This is a genomic window from Streptomyces sp. col6 (assembly GCF_008042035.1).
Classification (GTDB): Bacteria; Actinomycetota; Actinomycetes; order Streptomycetales; family Streptomycetaceae; genus Streptomyces.
The window spans coordinates 784,312-798,451 of record NZ_RDBL01000006.1; the positions used below are offsets into that span (position 1 = coordinate 784,312).

The following is a 14,140-nucleotide window of genomic DNA, read 5'->3' on the forward strand; positions in this document are numbered from 1 at the left end:
CGGGGGGTACACCCGAACGGCGCACGTCAGCGGCCTGGGGACACAGGAGCGGCCCGCCCCCTCGTGGGGGCGGGCCGTAGGTGGGTCACTCCTCGCCCGGTGGCTCCTCGGCGGCCTTGGGCGGGCGCCCCCTGCGGGGGATCGGCGCCGCGCCGCCCGGCAGCCGGCCCGCCTCGGCGAGCGCCCGGCGCAGCAGGAATTCGATCTGCGCGTTCGCGCTGCGCAGCTCGTCCGACGCCCAGCGGGCCAGCGCGTCGTGCACGACGGGGTCCAGCCGCAGCAGCATCTGCTTGCGCTGCCGCGGCCGGGCGCGGGGTGCGTCCCCCGGGCTCTGTTCGGTCACTGGTAGAGCGTGCCCGTGTTGAGGACCGGCTGGGCGGCGCGGTCACCGCACAGGACCACCATCAGGTTGCTCACCATGGAGGCCTTGCGCTCCGCGTCCAGCTCCACGATGTCCTGCTCGGCGATCCGGGTCAGCGCCATCTCGACCATGCCGACCGCACCCTCGACGATCTGCTGCCGGGCCGCGACGACCGCGCCGGCCTGCTGGCGCTGGAGCATCGCGGAGGCGATCTCGGGGGCGTACGCGAGGTGGCTGAAACGCGACTCGATGATCCGGACGCCCGCCGCCTGCACCCGGGCGGTCAGCTCGACGGCCAGCTTCTCGGTGATCTCCTCCGCGTTGCCCCGCAGCGAGAGGCCGCCCTCCTCGTGGGCGTCGTACGGGTACTCGATGGCGATGTGCCGGACGGCGGACTCGGTCTGGGTGGCGACGAACTCCAGGAAGTCGTCGACCTCGAAGAGCGCCTGCGCGGTGTCCTCGACCTTCCACACGACGATCGCGGCCAGCTCGATGGGGTTGCCGTAGGCGTCGTTGACCTTGAGGACGGCCGTCTCGTGGTTGCGGACGCGGGTGGAGATCTTCCGGCTGGAGGTCAGCGGGTTCACCCAGCGCAGGCCGTCGGTGCGGATGGTGCCCACGTACCGGCCGAACAGCTGGATGACCCGCGCCTCGCCCGGTGCGACCATCTTCACACCGCCCATGCAGAAGAACGAGGCGATGGCGAGCAGGACGCCCAGGATGCAGACCGGGATGCCCACGGCGTTGTTCCCGTTCGACCCGATGACACCCCCGACGACGGCGAGAGCGATGCCGGCGATCACGCCGAGCACGGTCAGCAGCAGCCCGAGACCGCCCGCGATGCTGTGCGCCTTCGTCTCGCGGACCTGCGGTTCCGGCATCTCCGGGGCGTCCGGGGTGAGGTCGGCGGCCGGCGGGACGGCGATGTTCCGGTCGTGCGGATCGGTCATGGTTTCCCCCGTGATGACGAGCTAGCCGGTCGCTAGCAATGTGATTACACATTAACGGTTCTCGCAACCTTGCGCACCCCTCAGGAGTCGGTTCCCTCGGGGACAGGTGCTGATTCTCACGTCCGTAAAACGTCGGATCGCCTGCTTTTTGGCCTTGCCTACGGTGTTAGCTGGCAGGTCCGAGCTGATCCGGCCGAGCAGAGAAACGGGAGCGACCAAGCGATGGGTCGAGCGGAAGCGCGACGAGCCCAGAAGCGGGCTGCGAAGAGCGGCATACGCAGGCTCTTCACCTGGCGCAAACTTCTGGGCACGGCCTTCGGGGTGATCCTGCTGGGCATGGGCTCGTTCGCCGTGCTCTACATGGTCGTGGACGTGCCGGAGGGCAACCCCAAGATGGAGTTGCAGGCGAACGTCTACAAGTACGCCGACGGCAGCCTGCTCGCCAGGACCGGCGAGGTCAACCGCGAGGTCGTGAGCCTCGCGGAGGTGCCCAAGGAGGTCCAGGACACCTTCGTCGCCGCCGAGAACAAGTCCTTCTACAAGGACCACGGAGTCGACTTCAAGGGCACCGCGCGCGGCCTGCTCAACACCCTCTCCGGGAAGGGCAAGCAGGGCGGCTCGACCATCACCCAGCAGTACGTCAAGAACTACTACCTCGAGCAGGACCAGACGGTCAGCCGGAAGCTCAAGGAGCTGGTCATCTCGTTGAAGCTGGACCAGAAGAAGACCAAGAAGGAAATCCTCGCCGGCTACATCAACACCAGCTACTTCGGCCGCGGCGCCTGGGGCATCCAGGCTGCCGCGCAGGCGTACTACGGCGTGGACGCCAAGGCTCTGGACGTCTCCCAGGGCGCCTACCTCGCCGCGCTGCTCCAGGCGCCGAGCCAGTACGACTGGGCCGTCGCCGGGCCGAACGGCAAGCGCCTCGTCAAGGCGCGCTGGGCGTACACGCTCGACAACATGGTCGAGGAGGGCTGGCTGGACTCCGGCAAGCGCCAGAAGCTCACGTTCCCCACGCCTCACGACCCCAAGCCGGTGAACGGCTCGGCCGGCCAGAAGGGCTACATCGTCGACGCGGCCCGCAAGGCCGTGATCAAGCAGGCGGGCATCACCGAGGACCAGTTCGACCGCGGCGGCTGGACGATCACCGTCAACATCGACAAGAAGAAGCAGAAGCAGCTGGAGAAGTCGGTCGAGAAGCAGCTGCTCGACAAGCTGGACACCAAGAAGCGCAAGCTCGACCAGGACATCCAGGCCGGCGCCGCCTCGGTCGACCCGAAGACCGGTGCGGTGGTCGCGCTGTACGGCGGTCGCGGCCAGAGCGAGCACTGGATCTCCAACGCCTCGCGGCGCGACTACCAGCCCGCCTCCACCTTCAAGCCGGTCATCCTCGCCGCCGCCCTCGACAACGAGTCGAAGACCCAGGACGGCGAGCGGATCACCGCGAACACCCGCTACGACGGCACCAGCAAGCGCCCCGTCGTCGGCGGTGACCGGTACTTCGCCCCGGAGAACGAGGACGACCACAACTACGGGCAGATCACCGTCCAGACCGCGATGAACGCGTCCGTCAACTCCGTCTTCGCGCAGATGGGCGTCGACGTCGGCATGGACAAGGTGATGAAGACCGCCGGCAAGCTCGGCATGAACGTGGACGGGCTGGAAGCCGCGCCCGCGCAGACCCTCGGTTCCATGGGCGCGAGCCCGCTGGAGATGGCCGGGATCTACGCCACGCTCGACAACCACGGCAAGCAGGTCACCCCGCAGATCGTGAAGTCCGCCGTGCACCAGGGCGACTCCCCGGTGAAGCTGCCCGACGCGATCGGCGAGCAGGTGATCTCCCACCAGGCCGCGGACTCCGTGACGTCCGTGCTGACCGGTGTGGTCGACGACGGTACGGCCCGCGGGTCGGTCCGCAACGCGGAGGGGCTCTCCGACAAGGACATCGCGGGCAAGACCGGTACCTCCGACGACAACAAGTCGGCCTGGTTCACCGGCTACACCTCCAACCTGGTCACCTCGGTCGGGCTCTTCGGCGAGGCGGCCTTCGACCGCACCGCCGACGACGGCAAGAAGATCAAGAAGAACGCGCAGGTGACCCTCCAGGGCGCCGGCGGCGGCGGCCGCGTCAACGGCGGCGGCTTCCCGGCCGAGATCTGGGCCGACTACATGGGCCACTCCGTCGGCAAGGCCCGCGAGTTCGACCTGGACACGGACATGGGCGCCGCGGTCAGCCCGCCGCCCGTGTCCCACTCGCCGAGCCCGAGCACCTCGCCCTCCGACAAGCCCTCGCCCTCCACGTCGCCGTCCACCTCGCCGTCCTCCGAGCCGCCGCCGGCCAGCGAGTCCCCGCAGAGCTCCCCGCCCGCCTCGCCCTCCGACGACACCTCGGGCGAGCCGCCCACCAACCCGTCGACCCAGCCGGGACCGGACCCCTCGACGTCCGTGGGGCTGCCGGACCTCTCGGGGGACAAGAAGCCGGACCGCAACGACGACGACAGGTGACCCGCTGAACCGCGACGCCTGACAGTGACGACGGGCGGTGTACGAGGCTCCTCCTCGTACACCGCCCGTTCGCGTGTCTCCGCCGGCGCTACCCGCGCACCGGCATCTCGAACCACACGACCTTGCCGGTCGACAGGCGCGTCGCGCCCCACCGCCGGGCCAGCCGGTTGACCAGGAACAGGCCGCGCCCGTTCTCGTCCATGTCCTTGGCGCGGCGCTGCCGGGGGAGCTGCGGGGAGTCGTCGCCGACCTCGCAGCGCAGGGTGTCGGTGCGCAGCAGGCGCAGGGTCACCGGGCGCTCCGCGTACCGCACGGCGTTGGTGACCACCTCGCTGATCAGGAGCTCCACCGAGTCCGAGAGGTCGTCCAGGCCCCACCGGCCGAGCGCCCTGCGCGCCAGCCTGCGGGCCCGGCCGGGGGCGGACTCGTCCGGCTCCAGGAACCAGTACGCGACGTCGCTCGGCGCGATCCCGTCGAAGCGGGCGGCCAGCAGCGCGATGTCGTCGTCCCGGTCACCCGGGCCGAGCATGTCCAGCACGTCGTCGCACAGGGCCTCCAGCGGCGGCGAGTGGTCCGGACCGGTCAGCCGGGCGGTCGCGGCGAGCCGTTCGCGCAGCATCTCGATGCCCGTCCACACGTCCCGCAGCCGCGACTCGACCAGGCCGTCGGTGTACAGCAGCAGCGTCGCACCGGCCGGCGCGTCCAGCTCGACCGCCTCGAAGTCCACCCCGCCGACACCGATCGGGGCGCCCGGGGGCACCCGCAGCACCTCCGCGCGGCCGCCCAGGTGGAGCAGGACGGGCGGCGGGTGGCCGGCGTTGGCGACGGTGATGCGGTGCGCGACGGGGTCGTACACCGCGTACAGGCAGGTGGCCATGCGGTCGCTGCCGAGGCGCTGCGCCTGTTCGTCGAGGTGGTGCAGCACCTCCTGCGGGGGCAGGTCGAGCCCGGCCAGGGTCTGCGCGGTGGTGCGGAGCTGCCCCATGATCGCGGCGGACGTCATCGAGTGGCCCATCACGTCACCGACGACCAGGGCGACCCGGCTGCCGGGCAGCGGGATCGCGTCGTACCAGTCGCCGCCGACCCGGGCCGTCTCGGCGGCCGGGAGGTAGCGCGAGGCGAGCTTCACGCCGGTCGGCTGGGGGAGCGAGTCGGGGAGCATCGTGCGCTGGAGCTCGTCGGCGATGTACGCCTCGCGCCCGTAGAGCACGGCCTTGTCGATGCCGAGGGCGGTGTGCGTCGCCAGCTGGGCGGCCACCAGCAGGTCGTTGGCCTCGAACGCCGGGCGTTCGGCGCCGCGCAGGAAGACCGCCGCCCCGATGACCCGTCGCCGGCCGCGCAGCGGGGCCAGGATCACCCGGTGTCCGGACGGCACCGGACGGTCCGCGCCGAGCAGTTCGGGCAGCGCGACACGGGCCGCGGCGGAGTCGCCGAAGACCGGCCGCACCCCGCGCAGCACCTCGGCGAGCGCGCTCCCGGCCCGCACCTCGCACAGCTCGGCGGCGGGCATCAGATCGGCCTGCGGGTCGACGGCGGGCAGCCGCAGCCGCTCGGTCTCCGACAGGCTCTCGGTCTCCTCGTCGGTCAGCCGCAGCCGGTCCGAGCGGCGCAGCCGCAGCACGAACGGGTTGACCGGCCGCTCGTCGCCGACAGGCAGCGGGTCGCGGAGGTAGACGAGTATGGCGTCGGAGAACGTCGGCACGCTGGCCCGGCACAGCCCCAGCACGATCTCGTCCAGGTCTATGCCCCGGGCGATCCGCCGGGTCGCGGCCCCCACGAAGCGCAGCCGGTCGCCCTCGCGCCGGGTCGCCGCCTGTGGGTCGGGGGCCGTCGCGCCCGGACCCTTGGCGGGTGCCGGGATCGCGGTGGCGGCAGCGGCGGCCGCCACGGCGGCGTCCCGCTGCCGCGGCCGGGTGCGTTCCTGCGGCCGGGCGGCGAGAGGCTGCCGGCCTTCGTGGGAGGTGGGGTGCTCCGTCACGCGTGGGATTCCGTCCGTCCGGGCCGGTTGTATGAGGCAATCACCTTGTGGGGCGCTACTGTGCCCCGGCAGGAGCGGCAATAACAACGGCTGACATCGCCTTCCCCGCCACGCGGGGCCGAAACCGTATGTCTGCTCGGAATGCCGGTGACAACGTTTCCGAAGGGGCGGCAGCGGACAGCGGCGGCCACGTCTCCACCCCCTCGTAGTGGCTCATGCGATGCGGGCAACTCGTGCGGCTCGTGACGCCGGTGCGGCCCTCGGGCCGCCGTTTGTGCGACGAGACGATGACTTACGGTCAGGTCCTGCGCCCCGCCTGCCGGTTGGGGCCGAGCCGCTCTCCTCGGGACGATCCTACGTTTGCCCCCCTGGGGTGCATCAAGGGTCTCACGACGGCATGGCGGAAGCCGTGCGGTCGGAACCGTCCGGCCGGCGGTCCCAGTCGTCCGGCAGTTCGGGCACCCGCCACGCCGGGTCGGGCCGCCAGTTCTCCCAGCCGTCCCGGAACGGCGCCCCCCAGTCGCGGATCAGCCCGACCGCGGCGCGCCCCGCCTCCCGCACCCGGTGCGCCACGTCCGGCGTGATCAGGCCCACCCGCTGGGCCTGCTCGAACTCGTCCTCGTCGCGCCAGAGCCAGCTGCGGTCCGGGTAGACGGAGATGTCCAGGAAGTGGTCCTCGGAGTCGGTACCGCCCGCCCACCTGGTGCGGGGCTCTTCCAGGTTCACGTACCAGCTGCGGAACTGCCAGCCGCGCTCCCAGAACAGCCAGACGGACCAGGGCTGGCCGGGCCCGGCCAGCTTCAGCACCCCGTTGCCCAGCCACTGCGAACGGGCCGTCGTGCGCGGGGCGGTGTACCGGGTGGCGAGTGGCTCGGCGTGCACGTCGGTGCCGTCGGCCAGGACCGGCTTGACGCACTCGGTGCCGGGCGCCACCCACACCGCGAGCAGGTCCTCGGTGTCCTGGACGACCGTGACGGGGCGGCAGATGTGGAACGCGTGAGCGGCTGAATCCGGCCGTCGGGGGCCGTTCCCGCGGTAGCGCCACAGGATCTGGTCACCCGGCGCCCAGCGCTCGGTCCCTCCGGTACCTGTCATGGAGAGATCCTACGGAGCGTGCCGCCCCCGCGCGGTGGCGCCCGTCACGGACGGGTCATGCGCAGCACGTCCAGGGCCTCGTCGAGCTGCTCCTCGGTCAGGTCTCCGCGCTCCACATAGCCGGATTCGAGGACCACTTCACGGATCGTCCGGCGTTCCGCGAGCGACTTCTTGGCGACCTTGGCCGCCTCCTCGTAGCCGATGTACTTGTTCAGCGGGGTGACGACGGACGGCGAGGACTCGGCGTACTCCCTGGCCCGCTCGGCGTGCGCCGTGATTCCGTCCACCGTGCGGTCCGCGAGCAGCCGGGAGGCGTTGGCCAGCAGCCGTACGGACTCCAGCAGGTTCTTCGCGATGACCGGGAGCATCACGTTCAGCTCGAAGTTTCCCGCGGCGCCCGCGGCGGCGACCGTGGCGTCGTTCCCCGTCACCTGCGCGGCCACCATCAGCACCGCCTCGGGGATGACCGGGTTGACCTTGCCCGGCATGATCGAGGAGCCGGGCTGCAGGTCGGGCAGGGAGATCTCGGCGAGACCGGTGCGCGGGCCGGACGCCATCCAGCGCAGGTCGTTGCAGATCTTGGTGAGCGAGACCCCGATGGTGCGCAGCTGGCCCGAGGTCTCCACCAGGCCGTCCCGCGCGCCCTGTGCCTCGAAGTGGTCGCGCGCCTCGGTGAGCGGCAGCCCGGTGACGCGGGCCACCTCGGCGATCACGGCGGCCGAGAAGCCGGGCGGGGTGTTGATGCCGGTGCCCACGGCCGTGCCGCCGAGGGGGAGTTCGGCGAGGCGGGGGAGCGAGGCGCGCAGCCGCTCGACGCCGTAGCGGATCTGGGCGGCGTACCCCCCGAACTCCTGGCCGAGGGTGACGGGCGTGGCGTCCATGAGGTGGGTGCGCCCGGACTTCACGACCGTCGCGAACTCCTGCGCCTTGCGCTCCAGGGCGGCGGCCAGGTGCTCCAGGGCGGGGATCAGGTCGGCGGTGACCGCGGCGGTCGCGGCGATGTGGATGGAGGACGGGAAGACGTCGTTGGAGGACTGCGATGCGTTGACGTGGTCGTTGGGGTGGACCTCGCGGCCGAGGCGCTCGGTGGCGAGGGTGGCCACGACCTCATTGGTGTTCATGTTCGACGAGGTACCCGAGCCCGTCTGGAAGACGTCGACCGGGAAGTGCGCGTCCCAGCGCCCCTCGGCGACCTCCTCGGCGGCTTCCCGGACGGCCCGCGCGATATCCGGGTCGAGGACCTTCAGCTCGGCGTTGACCTTGGCGGCGGCGGCCTTGATACGGGCCAGGGCCTCGATGTGGGCCCGCTCCAGGCGCTGTCCGGAGACCGGGAAGTTCTCCACGGCCCGCTGCGTCTGGGCCCGCCACTTCGCGTTCGCGGGCACCCTGACCTCGCCCATCGAGTCGTGCTCGACGCGGTAGCCGTCGTGCGTTCCCTGATCCGTCATCGTTCAACCTCTCTGAAGTCACCCAAAAAGATGAGCACTTGTCTTGTTCCATGTATTCCCAAGTCGCCTACCGGCCAGTAAATACCGGGGGTAACAACAACCCGGGGAGGCGCAATGACGCGCACCAGGCACAGAATCCGCTGTACCGTCGCGGCCGCCGCGGCCATCGCGGCGGCGTTCGGCGGGATGACCGCGGCGACGGGCACGGCCGCCGCCGCACAGCCCGGTACCACCAGTACCGCATCGACCCCCCTGCCGCCGGAACTGGAGGCCATCCGCGCCGCCGAGGCCACCCAGCTGTACGGCGACCCGGCCGAGCGGCCGCTCGCACAGCGCAAGACCGGGCTCATCTCGCTCGGCGACAGCGAGATCTCCGGCGAGGGCGTCGGCACGTACGAGGCGGGCACCAACGGCCCCGACAACTGGTGCCACCGCTCGCCCGACTCCGCCATCCACCGCACGGGCATCGCGGCCGACGTCACGTACAACGTCTCGTGCTCCGGCGCGTACACCGGAAACATCGTCATCGGCGGCTCCAAGCAGTACGCCGACGAACTGGTGCAGAGCGACAACCTGGCCGTCAAGGCGCGCAACACCCGCATCAAGATGATCGTGCTGGTGGCGGGTGCCAACGACGACCTCCAGTTCGGGCCCGTCATGACGGACTGCGTCGAGCGCTGGGTCCTCATCCAGGGCCCGTGTCAGTCGAAGTACGAGGGCGGCTGGCAGGCCCGCGTGGACGGGCTCGTCCCCAAGGTCGAGAAGACCGTGCGCGACCTGCGGACGGTGATGACCGGTGCCGGTTACGCGGACAGCGACTACAAGCTCGTCGTCATGGGCTACCCGAGCCCCATCGGCCCGGACTTCTACGACAACCCGAACTTCCCCGGGAAGCTTCCCGGCGGCTGCGCCGGGTACGACTCCGACGCCGCCTGGGGCCGCAACGCCGCCGTTCCCGCCTTCGAGCGCGGCATGCGCAAGGCCGCGGCCGACACCGGGGCCGTCTACCTGGACAACTCCCGGCTCTTCCACGGCCACGAGGTGTGCAGCGAGTCCGCCTGGGCGCGCGGCCTCTACATCGACCTGTCGCACTTCCCGCCGGACTCCAACTCGGTGCGCCAGTCCTTCCACCCGAACGCGTCCGGGCACGGCGCCTTCGCCTCCTGCCTGACCCAGATCTACAACTCCGGCCTGCGCGAGGCGAGCTGCGCCGACCCGGCGAGCACCGGGCAGCCCGTCCTCCAGCCGGTCGCCTGGGACGACGCCTTCAAGCCCCTGCGCGGCGAGGCGACGGCCACCTGCCTGGACGCCCCCGCCTCCGTCACCCGTAACAACACCGGGGTGACCGGCTGGGAGTGCCACGGCGGGCGCAACCAGGGCTGGTGGTACGACTCCGGCACGCAGACCCTGCGCACCGAGCTGAGCCACGACCGCTGCCTGGACGTCCCGGGCGCCGACTACAGGGCCGGCGCCTCGCTCATCCTCTACAACTGCTCCGGCGCCGCCAACCAGCGCTTCGTCCGCCAGTCGGGGACCCTGCGCCCGGCCGCCTCCACGGGCCTGTGCGCGACCCTCGCGGGCGCCCACGACCCGCTGAGGCTCCAGGCCTGCGACGGCGGCGCGAAGCAGCGCTTCGCGTAACCCGCCACCGACGCGGGTACGGGCAGGGGCCGCGCGGCCCTTCCCCGTACCCGCGTCTCTCAGCCGGACGTCACGAACGCCGTCAGGATCGCCGCCAGATGGCCCGGGTCCCGGGCCCCGCACAGCTCGCGTGCCGAGTGCATGGAGAGCCCCGGGACCCCCACGTCGACGGTCGGCACACCCAGCCGGGCCGCCGTGAGCGGGCCGATCGACGTGCCGCACGGCATCGCGTTGTTGGAGACGAACGGCTGCCACGGCGCGCCCGCCCGCTCGCAGGCCTGCGCGAACACCGCGATCCCCGTCGAGTCGGTCGCGTACCGCTGGTTGACGTTGACCTTGACCGTCGGGCCGCAGTTGGGCAGCGGCTGGTGGCCCGGGTCGTGGCGCTCCGCGTAGTTCGGGTGCACCGCGTGCGCCATGTCGGCGGAGACGCAGTAGGCACCGGCCAGCGCCCGCGACCAGTCCTCCGCGCTGCCGCCCCGGGCCGTCACCGACCGGCTCAGCACCCGTTCCAGCATCGGGCTCTGCGCGCCCGTGTCCGAGCCGCTGCCGACCTCCTCGTGGTCGAAGGCCGCCAGCACCGGGATGTACGCCGGCGGCTCGGCGGCCGTCGCCGCGGCCGTCAGCGCGGTCACCCCGGCATGCACCGACACCAGGTTGTCCAGCCGCGCGGACACCAGGAACTCCCGCTCGGCGCCCAGGTATCCGGGCGGCTGCACGTCGTGCAGCATCAGGTCCCAGCCCAGCACGTCGCCCGGCTCCGCCTCGGCCGCCGCCGCGACCCGGCGCAGCAGCGCGCCCTCGTCGGCCGCGCCGAGCGACCAGACGGGGGCGATGTGGCGCTGCCGGTCCAGGGCCAGCCCGTCGTTGACGGCGCGGTCCAGGTGGATCGCCAGCTGCGGCACCCGCAGCAGGGGCTCGTCGATCTGCACGAGCCGGCTCTCGGCCGTGCCGCCCGGCCCCCGCAGCGCGAGACGGCCGGAGATGCCCAGGTCGCGGTCGAGCCAGGTGTTGAGCGGCACCCCGCCGTAGATCTCCACCGCGACCTGCCGCCAGCCCGCCGACGCCGTGTCCGGGGTGGGTTTGACCCGCAGGTTCGGCGAGTCGGTGTGTGTGCCGATGATCCGGAACGGGGTGTGGGCGGGCAGCGACTCGGGAACGTACCAGGCGATCAGCGCGCCCCCCTGGACGACGAAGCCGCCGCCCGTGGTGCCCGTCCAGTCGTCGGTGCCGCGCAGTTCACTGAAGCCCGCCTTCTCCAGCCGCTGGGCGGCGCTCGCCACGGCGTGGTACGGGGAGGGGCTGGCGCTGATGAAGGTGAGCAGGTCGTCGGCGTGGCTGCGGTGGGGGACCGGCGTCATGCGGTGTCCGCCTTTCCGGAGTGGGACGGTGAGGGTGGTGCGGCCGCACGGGTTCGGACGGCCGTACGGCGAGGTCGGCAGGGGCGTCGGCGGGTGCGTGGGGGCGGGCCCGGCGGCCGTCGGTGGCACCGGGCCGGCCGCCCGGCGGTGCGGAGTTCTCCGGCAACGCGGGACAACCCACCGCATTCGTACGGCGCCCCGCAAGTCCGGCGTCCGGCCCGGTGCGCGAAAGCGGCGGTGCGGTGCGGGCGCCCCCGGAGCGCGGGCGGCGGCCGGTGCCCCGGCCCGGTCCGTACCGGGGTCCCGCCGTCCCGGCCGGTGCCGCCGCACGGCCGCCGAGGGGCTTGCACGAGATTGGCCGATTTCCGCTGTACGGGGATGCGCCCCGCGCGCCGCCGTCGCCCCCGTCGGTCATGGCGCCGGCGCGGCCGGACGCGCGCGCCGAGCCCCCGCCGTGCGGACCAGGAACGCCACCGCGAAGGCGAGGGCCGCCCCGTGCGACCAGCCGACGACCGCCAACGGACTGAAGCGCTCCAGGGCCGCCGCCACGGCGATCATGCCGACCCCGAAGCCCAGGTTCTCCACCGTCGCGGACAGCCCGAAGGCGTGCGCGCGCGGCCCGGCCGGCAGGGTCTGGAGGTGCGAGGTGTACGAGACCTCCGTCAGCCCGTCCGCCGCGCCGGCCACCAGGGCGATCACGGCCGTGGCCGCCGTCGGGAACCCCGCGAAGGCCAGGATGAACGCCGCCGACATCACACAGGTGCCGTAGCCGAAGCCGGCCGCGCCCACGGACCGGCCGGTGCGGCGCCCGTAGCGCTGGATCACCTGCTGCGCCACGATGTTGCCGACCGCCCACAGGCACCAGAACGCGCTGACGAACAGGGCCGGGTGCGCGTCGTCCAGCGCCGCGGAGTGCACGGGCAGCGCCGCGTTGTGCGACGAGGAGCCGAGCGCGTCCACCCCGCGCAGCCCGACCATCAGCGTCAGGCCCGGCACCGCGGCGAGCGCGGCGAACGCGACGGGCGTCCGCCGCCGGGGCCGTTCCCCCTCCGGCTCTTCCGTAACCGCCTTGCCCCGACCGCCGCCGGCGACCGGCAGCAGGGCCACCGTCAGCGCGCAGACGGCGAAGGTGGCGAGGTCCACCACGAACGCGGCGGTGTACCCCACCAGCGAGACGACGACACCCGCCGAGGCGAAGCCCGCCACCATCGCCAGCGAACGCCCGGTCACCGACAGCGAGTTCGCCCAGGACCGCCGCTCCTCGCCCACCATCTCCGGCACGGAGCTGCGCAGGGCCACCATGAACAGCGTCCCGCAGGACCCGACCACCACGGAGACCGCGAACAGCGAAGCCGTACGCCAGCCGTCCGGCGCGAGAATCAGCGGCAGCATCACGGCGCCCTGCGCGATATTCGTCCAGAGCATCACGCTCTTCGCCGTGCATCGCGCGAGCAGACCGCCGGCGACGAGACCGGCGAGGAATCCGGCACCCAGCCGCAGGGCCATGAACAGCCCCATCGCGAGCGCCCGCCCCGTCGTTTCGTAGACGAAGAGATTGAGCGCCACCATATTCAGGAACGTGCCGTACGAGGAGACCGCGTACCCGGCCACCAGAAAGCGGAACATGCGCTCACCGCGCGGCGGACCGGACGGTGCGACGGCCGGTTCGCCGACAGGACGGGAGCGGTGGAAGGACACCCGCACATCGTGGTCGAGAGCCCCGGACTCGGGCCTCTCCCGGCCTGTGCACAAAGGTAATCTGCATCATTGTGAAGCACGATCATTCCCGCCCACCGCCGTGTGATTGCCACGAATCGGTGCCCGGGAGCACCGGGCGGGCGGAGCAGCCGTGCGAGCGGGCCCTCGACGCGTACCGGCGCGCGCTGCTGGCGGGCAGCCTGCCGCGCGAGGAGGTGGCCGGCTGCCTGAGCGCCCTTCATCTGATGGTCCCGGACCGCGCGTCACCCGGCTCGATGGTCCCCGTCCCACCGGAGACCGCCTCCCACGCCGCGCTCGCCCCGCTGGAGGAGGCCGTCCTCGAACGGCGCCGCGCCCTGCGGTCCACCCGGGCCGCACTCGCCGCCTTCGAGACCCTGTACGCGGACGTGCACCGGCTCGAACAGCCCGGACTCACCCGGCTGACCGGGGAAGCCGTCATCAGCAGGGCGCTGGAGGCGGCGGTGGCCGGCTGCCGCGAGGAGATCCGCACCGCGCAGCCCGGCGGCGGCCGCCCCGAGCAGGCGCTCCGGGAGGCGCTCGTCCGCGACCTCGGGAACCTGCGGCGCGGCATCCGCCAGCGGACCGTCTACCAGCACACCGTCCGCTCGGACCGGGCCACCCTCGCCTACATCGAGCAGGTGAGCGCGGCAGGGGCGGAGATCAGGACGCTCGCCGAGGTGACCGACCGGGTGATCGTCGTCGACCTCGACCTCGCCTTCGTCCCGTTCTCCGACGCACCGCACGAGGCGCTGTGCGTACGCCACCCGGCGCTGGTGCGCTTCCTGGCCCGCGGCTTCGACGAGGCATGGGCGCGCGCCCTGCCCGTACGGCCCGAACGGGCGCCGCTGCGCACCCCGGTCGTCACCTCCGACCTGCAACGGGCCATCCTCCAGGCCGTGGTGAACGGCGAGACGGACGCCGCGATAGCCCGCCGGATCGGGATGAGCCGGCGCAGCGTCGCCGAGCACATGCGCAAGGTCTCCGAGCAGCTGGGCAGCACCAGCCGCGCCCAGCTCGGCTATCTGGTCGCCACGTCGGGGCTGCTCGACGGCTGACCGCGCGCCGGAGGGACGCCCCTCCGG

Annotated in this window: 10 protein-coding genes; 3 read left to right on the forward strand and 7 right to left on the reverse strand. The window is 72.3% G+C overall.

Going from position 1 to position 14,140, the window contains the following annotated elements:
- Window positions 1-85 precede the first annotated feature (85 nt).
- Together EAO73_RS07695 and EAO73_RS07700 are read right to left on the reverse strand one after the other, a co-directional pair.
- Window positions 86-343, reverse strand: a complete 258-nt coding sequence (locus EAO73_RS07695) for a hypothetical protein (protein WP_147970656.1) — start codon at window positions 341-343, stop codon at window positions 86-88.
- The gene (locus tag EAO73_RS07700) at window positions 340-1,311 is read right to left on the reverse strand and encodes an SPFH domain-containing protein (protein ID WP_147970657.1); all 972 of its coding nucleotides are present in this window, start codon (window positions 1,309-1,311) and stop codon (window positions 340-342) included. The genes EAO73_RS07695 and EAO73_RS07700 overlap by 4 nt, the downstream gene beginning before the upstream one ends.
- Before the next feature lie 222 nt (window positions 1,312-1,533).
- Here EAO73_RS07700 and EAO73_RS07705 point away from each other — a divergent pair, with 222 nt between their 5' ends.
- A complete protein-coding gene (locus EAO73_RS07705) occupies window positions 1,534-3,816 on the forward strand; it encodes a transglycosylase domain-containing protein (protein WP_147970658.1) in 2,283 nt (760 codons plus the stop codon).
- A gap of 88 nt (window positions 3,817-3,904) precedes the next feature.
- On the opposite strand, the gene EAO73_RS07710 is transcribed toward EAO73_RS07705, so the two are convergent.
- From EAO73_RS07710 to EAO73_RS07720, 3 genes are all read right to left on the reverse strand, one after another.
- Window positions 3,905-5,794 (reverse strand): ATP-binding SpoIIE family protein phosphatase, encoded by a 1,890-nt coding sequence (locus tag EAO73_RS07710; RefSeq protein WP_147970659.1) that lies wholly within the window; start codon window positions 5,792-5,794, stop codon window positions 3,905-3,907.
- Between the two features lie 387 nt (window positions 5,795-6,181).
- Window positions 6,182-6,889, reverse strand: a complete 708-nt coding sequence (locus EAO73_RS07715) for a DUF402 domain-containing protein (protein WP_147970660.1) — start codon at window positions 6,887-6,889, stop codon at window positions 6,182-6,184.
- A 44-nt stretch (window positions 6,890-6,933) separates the two neighbouring features.
- Window positions 6,934-8,337 (reverse strand): class II fumarate hydratase, encoded by a 1,404-nt coding sequence (locus EAO73_RS07720; protein WP_147970661.1) that lies wholly within the window; start codon window positions 8,335-8,337, stop codon window positions 6,934-6,936.
- Window positions 8,338-8,451: 114 nt separating this feature from the next.
- Here EAO73_RS07720 and EAO73_RS07725 point away from each other — a divergent pair, with 114 nt between their 5' ends.
- Window positions 8,452-9,978 carry a ricin-type beta-trefoil lectin domain protein gene (locus EAO73_RS07725; RefSeq protein WP_147970662.1) on the forward strand — a complete coding sequence of 509 codons (1,527 nt, stop codon included), beginning with the start codon at window positions 8,452-8,454 and terminating at the stop codon, window positions 9,976-9,978.
- Between the two features lie 59 nt (window positions 9,979-10,037).
- Here EAO73_RS07725 and EAO73_RS07730 read toward each other — a convergent pair whose 3' ends face one another.
- Complete coding sequence (locus EAO73_RS07730; RefSeq protein WP_147970663.1) at window positions 10,038-11,339, reverse strand: M18 family aminopeptidase; 1,302 nt, start codon at window positions 11,337-11,339, stop codon at window positions 10,038-10,040.
- 411 nt (window positions 11,340-11,750) lie between these two features.
- A complete protein-coding gene (locus EAO73_RS07735) occupies window positions 11,751-12,950 on the reverse strand; it encodes an MFS transporter (protein ID WP_147971447.1) in 1,200 nt (399 codons plus the stop codon).
- A gap of 158 nt (window positions 12,951-13,108) precedes the next feature.
- On the opposite strand from EAO73_RS07735, the gene EAO73_RS07740 reads away from it, so the two are divergent.
- Complete coding sequence (locus EAO73_RS07740) at window positions 13,109-14,113, forward strand: LuxR C-terminal-related transcriptional regulator (protein WP_147970664.1); 1,005 nt, start codon at window positions 13,109-13,111, stop codon at window positions 14,111-14,113.
- The last annotated feature ends 27 nt before the right edge of the window (window positions 14,114-14,140 follow it).

Bases quoted from the DNA above. Each gene is read 5' to 3' on its own strand.
- EAO73_RS07700 (WP_147970657.1), bottom strand. From the start codon at position 1,311: ATGACCGATCCGCACGACCGGAACATCGCCGTCCCGCCGGCCGCCGAC.
- EAO73_RS07715 (WP_147970660.1), bottom strand. From the start codon at position 6,889: ATGACAGGTACCGGAGGGACCGAGCGCTGGGCGCCGGGTGACCAGATC.
- EAO73_RS07725 (WP_147970662.1), top strand. From the start codon at position 8,452: ATGACGCGCACCAGGCACAGAATCCGCTGTACCGTCGCGGCCGCCGCG.
- EAO73_RS07730 (WP_147970663.1), bottom strand. From the start codon at position 11,339: ATGACGCCGGTCCCCCACCGCAGCCACGCCGACGACCTGCTCACCTTC.
- EAO73_RS07720 (WP_147970661.1), bottom strand. From the start codon at position 8,337: ATGACGGATCAGGGAACGCACGACGGCTACCGCGTCGAGCACGACTCG.
- EAO73_RS07705 (WP_147970658.1), top strand. From the start codon at position 1,534: ATGGGTCGAGCGGAAGCGCGACGAGCCCAGAAGCGGGCTGCGAAGAGC.